Below are 15,332 nucleotides of genomic sequence, written 5' to 3' on the forward strand. Positions count from 1 at the left end.
GCCGGTCGGCGCGGCGCGCACGCTCAGCCGCCGCCGAACAGCTCCGCGAGCGTGCGCCGGAGCCATGCGTTGCCCGCGTCCGCATGGAACCGCTCGTGCCAGTGCTGCTTCACCGCGTAGGCGGGCAGCTCGAAGGGCGGCTCCAGCAGCTTCACCGGCTCCTGCGTGGCCAGCACCTTTCCGAGGATGCTGGGCACGATCACGATGAGTTCGGTGTGCGCCACGATGCGCGCCACGCTCAGGAAGCTCGAAAGGCTGGTCACCACATCGCGCCTGAGGCCCAGCCGCGCGATGGTCTTGTCGACAATGGCGTGGCCGGTGCCCGAGGAAGCCACCACCGCATGCGCCTCGGTCTCGAAGCGCTTGCGCGTGAGCCGCTCGCCGATGCGCGGATGGTTGCGCGCTGCCAGGCAGACGAAGTTCTGCATGAAGAGCGTCTGCTGGTAGAAGCCCGCGTCGAGCTGCGGCATGAAACCCACCGCCAGGTCGACCGCGCCGTCCTCCAGCCGCCGGCCGCTGTCGGTCGAGATGATCTCGGTTTCGATGCGCACCCCCGGTGCCGCATGCCGCAGGTGATCGAGCAGGCCCGGCAGCAGCACCACCTCGCTGATGTCGGTCATGCAGATGCGAAAGCTGCGCGCCGCGGTGGCCGGGTCGAAGCTGGCGCGGCCGCCCTTGGCCCGGTTCAGGCGGTCGAGGATGTCCAGCACCAGCGGCTGGATCTGCCGCGCATAGGGCGTGGGCTCCATGCCGCGCGAGGTGCGCACGAACAGCTTGTCGCCGAAATGCGTTCGCAGCCGGGCCAGCGCCGTGCTGGCCGCCGACTGGGAAATGCCCAGCCGCCCGGCCGCGCTCGACACGTTCGCCGTCTTGTAGACCTCGTCGAAAACCAGCAGCCATTCGAGATCGAGCTGGGCCATGAAGCATCTCCTCGGCGGCCAAATGAGGCCACTATCGAAAAACAGGATCGCAGCTATTGCCCCGGCTGCATTGCGCCAATAGTAGTACCGGCGGAAGATAGCCGCTCTCGGAGACAAAGGCCACGCGAACGGCCCAACCGCCATGAATCCACCAGCCCAGAAACCAGCCGCCCCGGCCCCCGCCAATGCCGCGGAGCGCCGCGACTACTACGACCGCATCCGCCCGCTGAACCTCACGCCGCTGTGGGAGTCGCTGCACGCCCTGGTGCCGCGCGAGCCCACCACGCCTTGCGTGCCGGCGCTGTGGCGCTACGACGAGATCCGCCCGCTGCTGATGGAGTCGGCCGACCTCATCACGGCCGAGGAAGCGGTGCGCCGCGTGCTCGTGCTCGAAAACCCCGCGCTGCCCGGCAACTCGTCGATCACGCAGTCGATCTACGCCGGCCTGCAGCTCATCATGCCGGGCGAGGTGGCGCCTTCGCACCGCCATGTGCAGTCGGCGCTGCGCTTCATCGTCGACGGCAAGGGCGCCTACACCACGGTGGGCGGCGAGCGCACCACCATGTACCCGGGCGACTTCATCATCACGCCCTCGTGGGCCTGGCACGACCACGGCAACGAGGGCGTCGGCGGCACGGTGGAGCCGGTGGTGTGGCTCGACGGGCTGGACATTCCGATGCTGCGCTTCTTCGACGCCGGCTTTGCCGAGAACGACGACGCCAAGGTGCAGCACGTGGCCCGCCCCGAGGGCAACAGCCTCGCGCGCTTCGGCCACAACATGGTGCCGGTGCGCCACGACCACGTCTCGCCCACCTCGCCGATCTTCAACTACCCCTATGTCCGCAGCCGCGAGGCGCTGGCCCTGCTGCAGAAGCAGGAGGCGCCCGATGCCTGGCTCGGCCACAAGCTGCGCTACGTCAACCCGCTGACCGGCGGTGCGCCGATGCCCACCATCGGCACCCACCTGCAACTGCTGCCCAAGGGCTTTGCCGGCAAGACGCACCGCGCCACCGACGGCGCCGTCTACAGCGTGGTCGAAGGCCGCGGTGTTGCCGACATTGCGGGCCAGCTCTTCGAGTTCGGCCCGCGCGACACCTTCGTCGTGCCTTCGTGGGCACCGCTGCGCCTCTCGGCCGCCGGCGAAGACGTGGTGCTCTTCAGCTTCTCCGACCGTCCCGTGCAGCAGGCCATGGGCGTGCTGCGCGAAGCCTTTCTCGAAGACGCCTGAAAGCCGGCCTCACTTCTCTCCTTTTCTTCTTTTCTTGTCTTGACCACGTGCCGCCCCGCGCGGCAGGAGCCCTCATGTCCTTCGCCTTCACGCCTCCTTCCATCGTCGGCCTGCCCATCGTGGGTTCGAGCGATCTGTTTCCGGTGCGCCGCGTCTACTGCGTGGGCCGCAACTACGCGGCGCATGCGCGCGAGATGGGCTTCGACCCCGACCGTGAGCCGCCGTTCTTCTTCTGCAAGCCCAACGACGACGCTTCGGTGGTGCCTGTGGCCGAAGGCGAAACCGGCGCCATTCCGTATCCGCCGCTCACCAGCAACTACCACTACGAAGCCGAGCTCGTCGTGGCCATCGGCAAGGGCGGCAAGAACATTGCGGTGGAACAGGCGGCCAGCCACATCCACAGCTACGCCGTGGGCCTGGACATGACCCGCCGCGACCTGCAGATGAAGATGCGCGAAGCCGGCCGGCCGTGGGAAATCGGCAAGGCCTTCGACTTCTCTGCGCCCATTGCGCCGCTGCGCACGATGGCCAACGTGGGCGAGATCAATGCCGGCGCCATCACGCTCGAGGTCGACGGCCAGGTGCGGCAGAACAGCGACATCACGCACCTGATCTGGTCGGTGAACGAGGTGATCGCCAATCTGTCGACGCTCTTCGCGCTGCAGCCCGGCGACCTGATCTTCACGGGCACGCCCGAAGGCGTGGGCGCGGTCAAGCCGGGCCAGACCCTCAAGGTGAGCATCGACAAGCTCCCCTCGCTCACCGTGCGCATCGATTGACGGAACGCCGCGCAGAAGAGGCCTCGCAATGAGCACATCTCCCACGAAGAACCCGCCCCGCGTGCTGCTCGTCGGCGGCGGCATCGGCGGCATGGCGGCCGCGCTGGCGCTGGCGCGGCTCGGTGTTTCCATCGACCTGCTCGAGCAGAGCGCCACCATCGGCGAAATCGGCGCCGGCCTGCAGCTCGGCCCCAATGCTTTTGCGGCGCTCGATGCACTGGGCGTGGGCGAAGCGGTGCGCCGCAACTCGGTGTTCACCGACCGGCTGGTGATGATGGATGCCGTCGATTGCGGCGAGGTCGCCTCGGTGCCCGTGGGCGAGGCCTTCCGCGCGCGCTTCAAAAATCCGTATGCGGTGAGCCACCGCGCCGACCTGCACGGCGCCATCCACGAGGCGGTGAAGCAGCATCCGCTCATCCGCTTTCACACGTCGGCGCAGGTCGAGTCGATCGACATCGGCGGCGGCAACACGCAGGGCGTCGTCGCCGTCACGCGCGACGGCCGGCGCTTCACGGCCGACGCCGTCGTAGGCTGCGACGGTGTCAAGTCCGTGGTGCGTGCCCAACTCGTGGGCGACGAGCCGCGCGTTTCGGGCCATGTGGTGTACCGCGCGGTGGTGCCGGTGGCCGACATGCCGGCCGACCTGCGCTGGAACGCACCCGTGGTCTGGGCCGGGCCCAATTGCCACCTGGTGCACTATCCGCTGCGCCATGGCGAGCAATACAACCTGGTCGTCACCTTTCACAGCCGCGAGCAGGAAGAGTGGGGCGTTTCGGACGGAAGCAAGGAAGAGGTGCTGTCGTATTTCGAAGGCGTGCATGCGCGCCCGCGCCAGCTGCTCGACCGGCCGACCTCGTGGCGCCGCTGGAGCACGGCCGACCGCGACCCCGTGGAGCGCTGGAGCGAGGGCCCGGCCACCCTGCTCGGCGATGCCGCGCACCCGATGATGCAGTACCTTGCGCAGGGCGCCTGCATGGCGATCGAAGACGCGGTCACGCTTGGCGCCGCGGTGCAGGCCTGCAATTTCGACATGCCCGCCGCCTTCAAGCTCTACGAGGCCGCGCGCATTCCGCGCACCGCGCGCGTGGTGCTCTCGGTGCGCGAGATGGGGCGCCTGTACCACGCCAAGGGTGTGGAGCGGCTGGTGCGCAACAGCCTGTGGGTAGGCCGCACGCCCGAACGCTTCTACGATGCGGTCGAATGGCTCTACGCCTGGCGGCCCGAGCACTGCCTGGACGACGCGCCGGAGCGGCTGCGACCGGTGGCGGTGGCTGGCGCCGGCGCCGCGGCCATGCTTTCGCCGCACTGACCGACACCGACGACCAACCGATTTTTTCCGCGTCATCACTATTCGAGGCCACAGGCCCAGGAGACAACCAACCATGAACTTTTCTTCACGCGCATTGCTGGCAGGCGTGCTTGCCGCGGCCACCGCCGTCCTCGGCACCAACGCACTGGCGCAGGCGAGCGACTATCCGAGTAAGCCGGTGACGCTGGTCACGCCCTTTGCCGCCGGCAGCGGGCCCGATGCGGTGCTGCGCCTCATCTCCGACAAGCTCTCGCGTCTGTGGAACCAGCGCGTGGTGGTCGACAACAGGCCGGGCGGCGGCGGCTTCATCGCCATCGACCAGGCGCGGCGCGCCGCGCCCGACGGCTACACGCTGCTGCAGCTCGACAGCGAGCACGTCGCCGCGCTGCCGCACCTGTACAAGTCGCGCAACTTCGTCACGCTGCAGCATTTCGACCCCGTGGCCTCGCTGTTTCGCACGCCGTTTTTCGTGGCGGTTTCGAGCGAATCGAAGCTGAAGAACATGGCCGACCTGATCGCCGAAGCCAAGACCAACCCCGAGGCGATGGTCTATGGATCGTGGGGCGTGGGCAGCCCGGGCCACCTGGGCGCGCAGCAACTCGAGGCGCTCACGGGCATCCGCATGCGGCATGCGCCGTACCGCGAGGTGTCGCAGCTGTATTCGAACGTCGGCACCGGCGAAGTGCCGTGGGCCTTTGCAAGCATTCCGTCGAGCCAAGGCATCTACAAGGCCGGCAAGCTGCGCTACATCGCCGTGGCGGCGCCCAAGCGCATTCCCCAGATGCCCGACGTGCCCACCATGGCCGAGGCGGGCGGGCCGGCGTCGCTCGAGGTGAACTCATTCGTCTCGCTGCTCGCGCCCAAGGGCGTGCCGGCGGCAGTCAAGGCCAAAATCAATGCCGACGTGGCCAAGGTGATTGCAGACCCCGAGATCCGCGCCCGCTTCGACACCTTTGCCTTCGAGCGACTGGCCTGGTCGCCGGAAGAAATCGAGCGCAATGCCGAGGCCAAGTCCAAGGTTTACGGCGAACTGGTCCGCAGGGGCAACATCAGCCTTGAGTAGCTGTCATCATTACGTTTTTTCACAGTTCTTCTTTTCCTGAACCTTTCATGCAAGCAACCAAGAGAGCCCTCCTGATCGCCTGCGGCCTGGCTGCCGCCGCCGCGCTGCCGCTGGCGGCCAATGCACAGAACAATGCCTGGCCGACCAAGCCGATTCGCCTGCTCGTGGGTTTTCCGGGCGGCTCCACGCCCGACATTGCCGCCCGCACCATTGCCGAACCGCTGGCCAAGGCGCTCGGCCAGCCCGTGGTGGTGGACAACAAGCCCGGCGCCTCGGGCAACATCGCGGCAGACATCGTGGCCAAGGCCAATGACGACCACACGCTGGGCATCGTCATCAACGGCAATCTCACCTCGTCGAAGATGCTGTATCCGCGGCTGCCCTACGACCCGGCCAAAGACTTCACCTACCTGTCGCTGATTGCCACGGCGCCGCTGGTGCTGGTGGCGCAGAACAGCCTGCCTTCGGGCACCGCCTTCTTCGATGCGGCCCGCAAGGGCGGCGACAAGTGGAACTACGGCTCCGTGGGTGTCGGCTCGGTCGGCCACCTGGGCATGGAACTGCTCAAGAGCCGCGTGCCCGGCTTCAACGCCGAGCACGTGCCCTACCAGGGCAACCCGCAGGTCGTGACCGCCATGCTGGGCGACCAGGTGCAGATGGCCCTCATCCCCCCGGGCGTGGCCATGCCGCAGGTGCGCGCCGGCAAGCTCAAGGCCATCGGCCTCACGGGCGGCCGCAGCACGCTGGTGCCCGAGCTGCCACCGCTGGCCGACGCCGGCGTGCGCGACTTTTCGCTCGAAGTGTGGGTGGCGCTGCTCGGCCCCGCCAACCTTTCCAAGACGGCGCAGGCCCGCCTCAGCCGCGAGGTCGAAACCATCATGAAGCAGCCCGAAGTGCGCCAGAAGCTCTTCGAGCAGGGCTGGCAGGCGGTCGGCACCTCGCCGGACGGCATGCGCCTGCGTGTGAAGGAAGAAGCAGCGATCATGACCAAGATCATCTCGGCCCGCGGCATCAAGATCCAGTGATGACAGCAGCCAAGCAGAACACCCTCACCGAACCGGCGCGCGAACTGCCGGTCTTCGGGGAATACGACGTGGTGGTGGTCGGCGGCGGCCCCGCGGGCATTGCCGCCGCCGTGAGCGCCGCGCGCCATGGTGCCAACACGCTGCTGGTGGAACGCTACGGCTTTCTGGGCGGCATGGGCACCGCAGGCGGTGTGACCAACTTTGCCGGCCTGTACGGCAAGCGCAACGGCGAAATGACCCTGCTGGTGCGCGGCGTGGTCGACGACCTCCTCGCGCGCATCGACGCGCTGGGCGGCCTCAACAAGCCGCAGGACGGCATGCAGGGCCGCATCCGCGTGCGCTCCTACGACACCTCGGCCTACAAGATCGCGGCCGACCAGTTGCTGGCAGCTGCCGGCGTGAACCTGCTGTTTCACGCATGGGCCGCCGCGGTGGTGCGCGACGGCAACCGCATCGCGGCGCTGGTGGTCGAAACCAAGTCGGGCCGGCAGGCCATCCGCGCCAATGCATTCATCGACGCGAGCGGCGACGCCGATGTGGCCGCCTTTGCAGGCGTGCCCTTCGAAGTGGGCGACGGCCACGGCAGCGGGCTGTTCCCGACCACGATGTTCCGCGTCGGCCAGGTCGATGCCGAGCCGGCCCTTGCGGCCGTCGGCGAGTTCAAGGCCATCAACGACCTGATGGCCGCGGTGCAGCAGCAGAAGCCCGGCAAGTACAAGTTTCCGCGCGAAGGCGCGATCCTGCGGCCCAACATCGATCCGCGCGAATGGCGCGCCAACGTCACGCAGATCCGCAATGCCGCAGGCCGCGCGATGAACGGAGTGGATGCGCGCGAGCTCACCGAGGGCGAGCTCGAAGGGCGACGCCAGATTGCCGAATACTTCAAGTTCATGAAGGCCGAGGTGCCGGGCTTCGCAAAGTCGGCCATCGTCGAAATTGCGCCGCAGGTCGGCATCCGCGAAACGCGCCGCATCGAAGGCCTCTATGCGCTCACCGGCGAGGACATTCTCTCTTCGGCCGCATTCGACGACGCCATCGGCATCAATGCCTGGCCGATGGAAATGCATGCCGACGGCCGCATTGAATGGGCCTTTCCGCGCGACGAAAACCGCACCTACAACCAGCTGCCCTGGCGCATGCTCGTGCCGCGCACTGTCGATAACCTGCTGGTGGCCGGCCGCTGCGCCGCCATGACGCACGAGGGCCAGTCGGCCGCGCGTGCAAGCGGCGGTTGCTTTGTGATGGGGCAGGCCGCGGGTACGGCGGCGGCTTCGCTGGGCAGCGGCGCCCGGTTTGCGGACGTCGACGTGCCGGCGCTGCAAGAGAAGCTGGCGGCAGACGGCGTCGATCTCGACCGCTGAGCCCCGCAAGGCTGGTGTGGTGCTGACCGGCCCGCGACAGCCCGCGGGCCCGGGCTTTGCTATGGTTGCGGGTTGATTCTTTTTGCTGACGCCTGCAGCCTTTTCTTCCGATGACCACCGACCCCGCCACCGCCGCCCGCCTTGTCGACGAACTCGTCGCACTCATGCAGCTCGAGCCGCTGGGGGGCGACAAATTCCTGGCCCAGAGCGAAGACATCGGCACACCCGCCGTGTTCGGCGGCCAGGTGCTCGGCCAGTCGCTCGCGGCCGCAAGTCTCACGGTCGGTGCCGACCGGCCCGTACATTCCATGCACGCCTACTTCCTGCTGCCGGGCGAGCATGCGCCCATCGAATACAGCGTCGACCGCGTGCGCGACGGCCGCAGCTTCACCACGCGGCATGTGGTGGCGCGCCAGCAGGAACGCATCATCTTCGAGATGTCGGCGTCCTTCCAGACGGTGGACGACGGCGTCGAACACCAGTTCACCATGCCAACGGTGCAAGGCCCCGAAGGCCTGGTGAGCGAGCTCGACCAGCGCATCGCGCTCGGCGACCGGCTGCCCGAGCGCTGGCGCATCAAGGGCCTGGAGCCGCACGGCATCGAATACCGCCGCGTGGAGGCCGACGACCTGTTGACGCCGGAAGTGCGCCCCTCCGAAAGCGCCATCTGGATGCGTGCGATTGCACCGTTGCCCAACGATCCGGTCGTGCACCGCGCGTTGCTCGCCTACGCCTCCGACCATGGCCTGCTGCGCGCCGCCATGCTGCCGCACGGCCTGAGTTTCATGAGCGGCCAGGTGCGCCCCGCGAGTCTCGACCACGCGATGTGGTTCCACCGCGATTTCCGCATGGACGACTGGCTACTCTACGTGCTCGACTCGCCGAGCGCGAGCGGGGCGCGCGGCTTGTGTCGTGGCAGCCTGTACTCGCGCGATGGGCGGCTTGTGGCTTCTACGGCGCAAGAGGGGATGCTGCGGGTCAAGCGCTGAGGCGCTGTCTGATGGTGCTGCTGTTCAGGGCGGCGCACCCGCCGACGGGGTACCTTTCTCCGCGAATGTCCCCCGGCCTGCGGCCTAAATAAAGGAGGAGGGGCGCAGCCCCGGGGGACATTCGCGGAGGGGAGTACCCGGTGGCCTTTGCACGCGCCCTGAACAGCGGTGCCTCGGACAACAACGCCGCCAAGCACCCCCTCAAACCGTAGCCGCCTCCAAAGGCGCACGCACCGGCCCACCACTGGCCATCCGCACGCACAAGTCGAAGGCCTGCTGCAGCCCTTCGATCTGCGCAACGCCCTTGCCCGCAATGTCGAAAGCGCTGCCGCTCGCAGAGGTGGCCACCGGCACGGGCAAGCCACCGTGCAGCGTCACACCTTGCTCGAAGCCCATAAGCTTCATCGCGATCTGCCCCTGGTCGTGATACATCGACACCACCGCATCCACATCGCCCCGGCGTGCACCGATGAACACCGTGTCGGGAGAGAACGGACCGCGGGCGTCGAAGCCCTCGGCGCGCAGTTGTTCGATGGCCGGCGCGATGATCTCGATTTCTTCCATGCCGATGGAGCCGCCGTCCCCCGCGTGGGGGTTGAGCCCCGTCACTGCAATACGAGGTTGCGCCACGCCCGCGCGGCGCAGGGCCGATGCAATGATCTTCACCGCGTCGCTCACGCCCTCCATCGTGATGTGGCTTGCCACATCCTTCAGCGGAATGTGCGACGTTACGCGCGAGGTCCATAGCGAGCCCGTCAGGTTGAACTCGCAGACGAAGCCCTTCACGGCAAAGCGCTCCTGCATGTAGCGCAGCTCGTCTTCATGCACCAGGCCGCCCAGGCGAAGCGAGTGCTTGTTGAGCGGCGCAAAGAGAATGCCGTCGGCCTGCCCGCGCCGCACCGCCGCGGTGGCGAGTTCCAGTGCCTCGAAGGATGCGCGGCCCGAGGCCTCGTTCGATTCGCCGAGCACCGGCTCCCGGCCCTCCATCCAGTCGCGCAGCAGCAGCGTGGGGCGGCCGTCCTCGAAGCGCAGGTCGTCGAACCGGTCGATCTGAAGCGGGTCGAGCTTCACGCCCGCCACGCGCTCGCCTGCAGCCAGCACCATCGGGTCGGCAATCAGCAGCACACGCGCGGCGTCCAGGTTGCGCTGGCGCGCGAGCAGCTTCACAGCCATCTCGGGGCCGATGCCGCTCGGGTCGCCGAGCAGCACGACGATGCGGGGCTTGGCGGAGATCACGCTCGGGGTCTTCGATGGGGTGGACATGTCGTCAGGATTGAAGTGGAGGGAAGGGAAGGACGGAAAGAAAAAGCCCAAAGCCTCATTCGGCCTTGATGTTGGCGTCGCGCACGAGCTGCCCGTAGTGGTCGAACTCCTGCTTGTTCATGGCCGCAAAAGCTTCGCCGGTGATCACGCCGGGCTCCCCGCCAAGACCTTTGATGCGCCCCTGCACATCGGGCAGCTTGAGCGTGCGGGTGAGCTCCGTACCGAGCCGCTCCACCACGGGCCGCGGCGTGCCAGCCGTCACGTAGAGCCCGTACCAGGTGGACACGTCGGCGCCCTTGATGCCCTGCTCGGCGAGCGTGGGCACGTCGGGCAGTTCGGGCGAACGTTGCGGAGCGCTCACGGCCAGCGCGCGGAACTTGCCGGCCTTGATCTGGCCCATGGCGGAAGAGGTGCTGTCGAACATCATGTCGACCTCGCCGCCGATGATGTCGATGTGCGCCTGCGAGCTGCCCTTGTAGGGCACATGGATCGACTTCATGCCCGTTGCGAGGTTGAAGGCCTCGCCGCCCACGTGCTGCGTGCTGCCGATGCCGGACGATGCGTACTTCAAGCCGCCCGGCTTGGCCGTCATGGCCGCCACCAGGTCTTTCACCGACTTGTAGGGCGAGCTGGCCGAAACCACCAGCACGTTGGGCATGACGGCCACCAGGCCGATCGGCTGCAGGTCTTTCAGCGGGTCGTACTTGAGCCTGAGGATGTGCGGCGCCACCGCCTGCGCGGTGTTGGTGGCCAGCAGCAGGGTGGTGCCGTCGGCCGCGGCGCGCGCCGTGAGTTCGCCGGCAATGGTGTTGGAGGCGCCGGGGCGGTTCTCCACCGTCACGGGCTGCTTGAGCACCGGCGCGAACTTGTCGGCCAGCACGCGCGCGAGGATGTCGGTGCCACCGCCGGGCGAGGCGCCGACCATGATGCGCACCGGCTTGTCGGGGTAGGCGGGCTGCGCACCGGCCATGGCGGTTGCCAGTGCCAGCGTTGCCGCGCTGGCCGTGCGGGCAAGAAAAGAAAACTTCATCGGGTGTGTCTCCTGCTTGTTTGGTGCCAGCTTAGGGAGCTTCGCGCCGCCAATCCAATCGAAAAAGCCCGAAGCTCCATATACTTTTGTGCATGACTTCCGGTTCAGGCCTGACCGACGCATCGCTGATGCTCCATGTGCGGCCGCGCCAGCTGCTCCTGTTGGCACGGCTCGATGCCCACCGCCATCTGGGCCGTGCGGCCGAGGCCATGAACATCAGCCAGCCGGCGGCCACCAAGCTGCTGCAGCAACTGGAAGATTCGCTGGGCGAAAAGCTCTTCGAGCGCCTCGCGCGCGGCATGGAGCCCACGCCTTACGGCGAAATCCTGATCCGTTACGCCCGCCGCGTGCTCAGCGACTTCGGCAGCGCCCGCGAGGAAATGCTCGCGCTGCGCTCGGGCCTCAGCGGTTCGCTGCGCGTGGGCAGCGTGCCGGGCGCGGTGCCCGAGCTACTGGCGCCGGCGCTGGTCGAGTACCACCGCCGTCATCCGCAGGTGGCCGTGTCGGTGGTGGTCGAGACCAGCGATGTGATGCAGGCGCAGCTGGAGCAGGGCGACGTTGACCTGGTGCTGGGCCGGCTCACGGACAGCCACGACGAGGCCAGGTACGCGAGCGTGCCGCTGCTGGGCGAGTCGCAGGTGGTCGTGGTGCGCGCCGCTCACCCGGTGTTCGAGCGGCCCACCGTCACGCTGGCCGAAATGGCGAACTGGTCATGGGTGCTGCAGCCGCCCGGCTCGCCGCAGCGCGGGCGCTTCGAGGCGGCCATGCGGGAGGCGGGCATCCAGGCGCGCCTCGACATCATCGAAACGGCATCGCCCATTGCCATTACCGCCTTGCTCGAGAACTCCGACATGGCGGCCGTGATGCCGGCTTCGCAGGCCGGCCACTACGCGCGGCTGGGCGTGCTGCGCACCGTGCCGGTGGAGCTGCCGGTGCGCGTGCCGCCAATCTGCCTCATCACCCGGCAGGACCGCGCGCTGTCACCGGCCGCGGCGCAGTTCCGGCGCCAGCTCTTGGGCGGTGCCTGAAGTCTTTGGATTGAGATTTTCCATGCTGTATTGCGTTAACTAGGGAATCTCCTAGCCAATTGGTGCATGAAAGTACCATGACAGGCGGATGAAGTACCAAACCCGCAAGCGCGTTTCTCCAGAATCCCGCCACGGCGACCCGAACACAGGGCGTCGCTCACCTCTAGGAGACAACATGAAGCGTTTTCTGAAAGCGGGCCTCGTCCTCGCACTCGCCGGCACGGGGCTCGCCTCCCAAGCCGCCACCGAACTCGTGATTGCCACCGTCAACAACGGCCACATGATCGAGATGCAGAAGCTGACGCCCTTCTTCGAAAAAGCCAATCCTGACATCAAGCTCAAGTGGGTGACGCTCGAGGAAGGCACGCTGCGCCAGCGCGTGACGACCGACATCGCTACCAAGGGCGGCCAGTTCGACGTGATGACCATCGGCCTGTACGAAGCACCGATCTGGTCGAAGAAGGGCTGGCTCCAGCCCATTGCCACCGACGCCGCCTATGACGCCGACGACCTGCTGCCCGCCATTCGCGCCGGCCTGTCGTACGAAGGCAAGCTCTACGCTGCGCCGTTCTACGGCGAGAGCTCGATGCTCATGTACCGCAAGGACCTGGCCGACAAGGTCGGCTTCCAGATGCCCGAGCAGCCTACCTGGGCGCAGGTGAAAGAGCTGGCCGGCAAGATCCACGACCCCAAGGCCGGCGTGTACGGCATGTGCCTGCGCGGCAAGCCGGGCTGGGGCGACAACATGGCCTTTTTGACGACGCTGGTCAACACCAACGGCGGCCAGTGGTTCGACATGCAGTGGAAGCCGCAGATCGACACCAAGCCCTGGAAGGACGCGATCAACTTCTACGTCGACATGATGAAGTCGTATGGCCCGCCCGGCGCATCGGCCAACAGCTTCAACGAGAACCTTGCGCTCTTCAACGAAGGCAAGTGCGGCATGTGGGTGGACGCAACCATTGCAGCCTCGTTCATCAGCGACCCCAAGCAGTCGAAGGTGGCCGACAAGGTGGCCTTCGCACAGGCACCGGTGGCCGTGACGCCCAAGGGCGCCAACTGGCTGTGGACCTGGAACCTGGCCATTCCCGCAAGCTCGACCAAGGGCGCCGCCGCGCAGACCTTCGTGAAATGGGCGACCTCCAAGGAGTACGTGAACCTGGTGGCCAAGGAGCACGGCTGGGGCACGGTGCCCACCGGCACGCGCAAGTCGACTTACGCGAACCCCGAGTTCCAGAAGGTTGCCAAGTTTGCAGCGGCCGAGAAGAAGGCCATCGATACGGCAAACCTCAGCGACAGCACCCTGCCCAAATCCCCATACGTGGGCGTGCAGTACGCGGCCATTCCCGAGTTCCAGGCCATTGGCGTGGCGGTAGGCCAGCAGATGAGCGCGGCGCTGTCGGGCAAGGTCACGGTGGACCAGGCGCTGAAGACTTCGCAGACGGCGGCCGAGCGCGAGATGAAGAAAGCCGGCTACTACAAGTAAGCCAGCTTTCATTCTTGCTCCCTCCCCTTCCGGGGGAGGGCAGGGGTGGGGGCACGCGGCGTACCAATCGCCGCGGCGCTCGATCCGGGAGCCCCCATCCCAGCCTTCCCCCAGCGGGGAAGGAGCCAGAGACAACGAGAAGGAACCTCCTCATGAAACGACTCCTGCCCCGGGCCCTCATGGCGCCCGCCGTGCTCACGCTCCTCCTGTGGATGATCGTGCCGCTGGTGATGACGTTGTACTTCTCGTTCGTGAACTACAACCTCATGCAGCCCGGCGAACGCACCTTCGCGGGCATCGAGAACTTTCACTACTTCGTTACCGACCCCGACTTCTGGCCCGCAACGTGGAACACGCTGATGCTGATCGGCAGCGTGATCGTCATCACGGTGGTGCTCGGCGTGCTGCTCGCACTTTTGGTGAACGAGCCCTTCCCGGGCCGCGGCATCGTGCGGGTGCTGCTCATCTCTCCGTTTTTCGTCATGCCCGCGGTCAACGCGCTGCTGTGGAAGCACATGATGATGAACCCCATCTACGGCATCCTGGCCGACGTGTGGCGCTTCTTCGGCGCGCAGCCGGTCGACTGGCTCACCGACGTGCCGCTGTTCTCGGTGATCGTCATGGTGGCCTGGCAGTGGCTGCCGTTCGCCTGCCTGATCTTCATCACCTCGCTGCAGTCGCTCGACCGCGAGCAGATGGAGGCCGCGCGCATGGACGGCGCAAGCGCGTTCCAGCGCTTCTTCTACCTGACCATTCCGCACCTCGGCCGGCCGATGGCGGTGGTGATCATGATCGAGATGATCTTTCTGCTCAGCGTGTTCGCCGAGATCGCCATCACCACCAATGGCGGCCCGGGCAACGAGAGCACCAACATGACCTACCTGATCTTCAAGCAGTCGCTGATGAACTTCGACGTGGGCGTGGCATCGGCCGGTGCGCTGTTCGCCGTGGTGCTGGCCAACATCGTGGCCGTGTTCCTCATTCGGATCATCGGCAAGAACCTCGACTGAAGGAACGACCATGCAACCCAGCAACTTCCTTCCGCAACTGCTGCGCACCGTGGGTGCGTGGGCCGTGGCGCTGCTCCTGTTCTTTCCGCTCGGCTGGCTGTTTCTCACGGCCTTCAAGACGGAGCTGCAGGCCATTCACGTGCCGCCGCTTTTCATCTTCGAGCCCACGCTCGACAACTTCGGCGAAGTGCAGCGCCGCAGCGATTACCTGCTGTACGCGCGCAACTCGCTCATCACCAGCCTGGGCTCGACCATCATCGGCCTGTTGATCGCGGCGCCTGCGGCGTACTCGATGGCCTTCTTCCGCACGAAGAAGACGCGCGACATCCTGATGTGGATGCTCTCCACCAAGATGATGCCGGCCGTGGGGGCGCTGGTGCCGATCTACGTGCTTGCGCAAACCGCGGGCCTGCTCGACTCGCTCACCGCGCTCACAGTCGTGTTCACGCTGTCGAACCTGCCGATCATGGTGTGGATGCTCTACAGCGCCTACAAGGACATTCCGAACGAAATTCTCGAAGCCGCGCGCATGGACGGCGCCAGCCTGTGGACCGAGTTCCGCCACGTGGTGCTGCCGCTGTCGGTGGGCGGCCTTGCCTCGACCGGCCTCCTGTGCCTGGTGCTGAGCTGGAACGAGGCCTTCTGGGCGCTCAACCTCAGCTCGGCCAAGGCCGGCACGCTGGCCACGCTCATCGCCTCTTACTCCAGCCCCGAGGGTCTGTTCTGGGCCAAGCTGTCCGCCGCTTCGCTGATGGCCATTGCGCCCATAGTCGTGTTCGGCTGGTTCAGCCAGAAGCAACTGGTGCAAGGCCTGACCTTCGGCGCCGTCAAGTAAAGAAAG

At 66.8% G+C, this 15,332-nt stretch carries 14 protein-coding genes; 11 read left to right on the plus strand and 3 right to left on the minus strand.

The window, feature by feature from the left end:
• Window positions 1-23: 23 nt before the first annotated feature.
• Window positions 24-920, minus strand: a complete 897-nt coding sequence (locus QHG62_RS02580) for a LysR family transcriptional regulator (RefSeq protein WP_281149268.1) — start codon at window positions 918-920, stop codon at window positions 24-26.
• A 142-nt stretch (window positions 921-1,062) separates the two neighbouring features.
• Between QHG62_RS02580 and gtdA the strand changes: the two genes are divergently transcribed.
• From gtdA to QHG62_RS02615, 7 genes are all read left to right on the plus strand, one after another.
• Window positions 1,063-2,148, plus strand: a complete 1,086-nt coding sequence (gene gtdA, locus QHG62_RS02585) for a gentisate 1,2-dioxygenase (protein ID WP_281149270.1) — start codon at window positions 1,063-1,065, stop codon at window positions 2,146-2,148.
• Window positions 2,149-2,222: 74 nt separating this feature from the next.
• Window positions 2,223-2,927 (plus strand): fumarylacetoacetate hydrolase family protein, encoded by a 705-nt coding sequence (locus QHG62_RS02590; protein WP_281149271.1) that lies wholly within the window; start codon window positions 2,223-2,225, stop codon window positions 2,925-2,927.
• A 28-nt stretch (window positions 2,928-2,955) separates the two neighbouring features.
• Window positions 2,956-4,236 carry a 3-hydroxybenzoate 6-monooxygenase gene (locus QHG62_RS02595; RefSeq protein WP_281149272.1) on the plus strand — a complete coding sequence of 427 codons (1,281 nt, stop codon included), beginning with the start codon at window positions 2,956-2,958 and terminating at the stop codon, window positions 4,234-4,236.
• Between the two features lie 73 nt (window positions 4,237-4,309).
• Window positions 4,310-5,299 carry a Bug family tripartite tricarboxylate transporter substrate binding protein gene (locus QHG62_RS02600; RefSeq protein WP_281149273.1) on the plus strand — a complete coding sequence of 330 codons (990 nt, stop codon included), beginning with the start codon at window positions 4,310-4,312 and terminating at the stop codon, window positions 5,297-5,299.
• A gap of 47 nt (window positions 5,300-5,346) precedes the next feature.
• Window positions 5,347-6,324: a Bug family tripartite tricarboxylate transporter substrate binding protein gene (locus QHG62_RS02605; RefSeq protein WP_281149275.1), complete on the plus strand. Its 978-nt coding sequence runs from the start codon at window positions 5,347-5,349 to the stop codon at window positions 6,322-6,324.
• The gene (locus tag QHG62_RS02610) at window positions 6,324-7,685 is read left to right on the plus strand and encodes an FAD-dependent oxidoreductase (RefSeq protein WP_281149276.1); all 1,362 of its coding nucleotides are present in this window, start codon (window positions 6,324-6,326) and stop codon (window positions 7,683-7,685) included. The genes QHG62_RS02605 and QHG62_RS02610 overlap by 1 nt, the downstream gene beginning before the upstream one ends.
• A 110-nt stretch (window positions 7,686-7,795) precedes the next feature.
• Window positions 7,796-8,674, plus strand: a complete 879-nt coding sequence (locus tag QHG62_RS02615; protein WP_281149277.1) for an acyl-CoA thioesterase — start codon at window positions 7,796-7,798, stop codon at window positions 8,672-8,674.
• A gap of 201 nt (window positions 8,675-8,875) precedes the next feature.
• On the opposite strand, the gene QHG62_RS02620 is transcribed toward QHG62_RS02615, so the two are convergent.
• Together QHG62_RS02620 and QHG62_RS02625 are read right to left on the minus strand one after the other, a co-directional pair.
• Window positions 8,876-9,937: a 4-hydroxythreonine-4-phosphate dehydrogenase PdxA gene (locus QHG62_RS02620; protein ID WP_281149279.1), complete on the minus strand. Its 1,062-nt coding sequence runs from the start codon at window positions 9,935-9,937 to the stop codon at window positions 8,876-8,878.
• 55 nt (window positions 9,938-9,992) lie between these two features.
• Window positions 9,993-10,967 carry a Bug family tripartite tricarboxylate transporter substrate binding protein gene (locus QHG62_RS02625; protein ID WP_281149280.1) on the minus strand — a complete coding sequence of 325 codons (975 nt, stop codon included), beginning with the start codon at window positions 10,965-10,967 and terminating at the stop codon, window positions 9,993-9,995.
• A 92-nt stretch (window positions 10,968-11,059) separates the two neighbouring features.
• Between QHG62_RS02625 and QHG62_RS02630 the strand changes: the two genes are divergently transcribed.
• The 4 genes from QHG62_RS02630 (at window position 11,060) to QHG62_RS02645 (ending at window position 15,326) form a co-directional block, all read left to right on the plus strand.
• Entirely contained in the window at window positions 11,060-11,995 is a 936-nt protein-coding gene (locus QHG62_RS02630) for a LysR family transcriptional regulator (RefSeq protein ID WP_281149281.1), read from the plus strand.
• Window positions 11,996-12,170: 175 nt separating this feature from the next.
• The gene (locus tag QHG62_RS02635) at window positions 12,171-13,481 is read left to right on the plus strand and encodes an ABC transporter substrate-binding protein (RefSeq protein ID WP_281149282.1); all 1,311 of its coding nucleotides are present in this window, start codon (window positions 12,171-12,173) and stop codon (window positions 13,479-13,481) included.
• 152 nt (window positions 13,482-13,633) lie between these two features.
• Window positions 13,634-14,491: a carbohydrate ABC transporter permease gene (locus QHG62_RS02640; protein WP_157612414.1), complete on the plus strand. Its 858-nt coding sequence runs from the start codon at window positions 13,634-13,636 to the stop codon at window positions 14,489-14,491.
• 10 nt (window positions 14,492-14,501) lie between these two features.
• Complete coding sequence (locus tag QHG62_RS02645) at window positions 14,502-15,326, plus strand: carbohydrate ABC transporter permease (RefSeq protein ID WP_258504338.1); 825 nt, start codon at window positions 14,502-14,504, stop codon at window positions 15,324-15,326.
• Window positions 15,327-15,332 lie beyond the last annotated feature (6 nt).

Source organism: Variovorax paradoxus (assembly GCF_029919115.1).
Lineage (GTDB): Bacteria > Pseudomonadota > Gammaproteobacteria > Burkholderiales > Burkholderiaceae_C > Variovorax > Variovorax paradoxus_O.

Excerpts from the sequence above, each read along its gene's own strand:
- QHG62_RS02580 (WP_281149268.1), bottom strand. The coding sequence starts at position 920 with ATGGCCCAGCTCGATCTCGAATGGCTGCTGGTTTTCGACGAGGTCTAC.
- gtdA (WP_281149270.1), top strand. The coding sequence starts at position 1,063 with ATGAATCCACCAGCCCAGAAACCAGCCGCCCCGGCCCCCGCCAATGCC.
- QHG62_RS02590 (WP_281149271.1), top strand. The coding sequence starts at position 2,223 with ATGTCCTTCGCCTTCACGCCTCCTTCCATCGTCGGCCTGCCCATCGTG.
- QHG62_RS02595 (WP_281149272.1), top strand. The coding sequence starts at position 2,956 with ATGAGCACATCTCCCACGAAGAACCCGCCCCGCGTGCTGCTCGTCGGC.
- QHG62_RS02600 (WP_281149273.1), top strand. The coding sequence starts at position 4,310 with ATGAACTTTTCTTCACGCGCATTGCTGGCAGGCGTGCTTGCCGCGGCC.
- QHG62_RS02605 (WP_281149275.1), top strand. The coding sequence starts at position 5,347 with ATGCAAGCAACCAAGAGAGCCCTCCTGATCGCCTGCGGCCTGGCTGCC.
- QHG62_RS02610 (WP_281149276.1), top strand. The coding sequence starts at position 6,324 with ATGACAGCAGCCAAGCAGAACACCCTCACCGAACCGGCGCGCGAACTG.
- QHG62_RS02615 (WP_281149277.1), top strand. The coding sequence starts at position 7,796 with ATGACCACCGACCCCGCCACCGCCGCCCGCCTTGTCGACGAACTCGTC.
- QHG62_RS02620 (WP_281149279.1), bottom strand. The coding sequence starts at position 9,937 with ATGTCCACCCCATCGAAGACCCCGAGCGTGATCTCCGCCAAGCCCCGC.
- QHG62_RS02625 (WP_281149280.1), bottom strand. The coding sequence starts at position 10,967 with ATGAAGTTTTCTTTTCTTGCCCGCACGGCCAGCGCGGCAACGCTGGCA.
- QHG62_RS02630 (WP_281149281.1), top strand. The coding sequence starts at position 11,060 with ATGACTTCCGGTTCAGGCCTGACCGACGCATCGCTGATGCTCCATGTG.
- QHG62_RS02635 (WP_281149282.1), top strand. The coding sequence starts at position 12,171 with ATGAAGCGTTTTCTGAAAGCGGGCCTCGTCCTCGCACTCGCCGGCACG.
- QHG62_RS02640 (WP_157612414.1), top strand. The coding sequence starts at position 13,634 with ATGAAACGACTCCTGCCCCGGGCCCTCATGGCGCCCGCCGTGCTCACG.
- QHG62_RS02645 (WP_258504338.1), top strand. The coding sequence starts at position 14,502 with ATGCAACCCAGCAACTTCCTTCCGCAACTGCTGCGCACCGTGGGTGCG.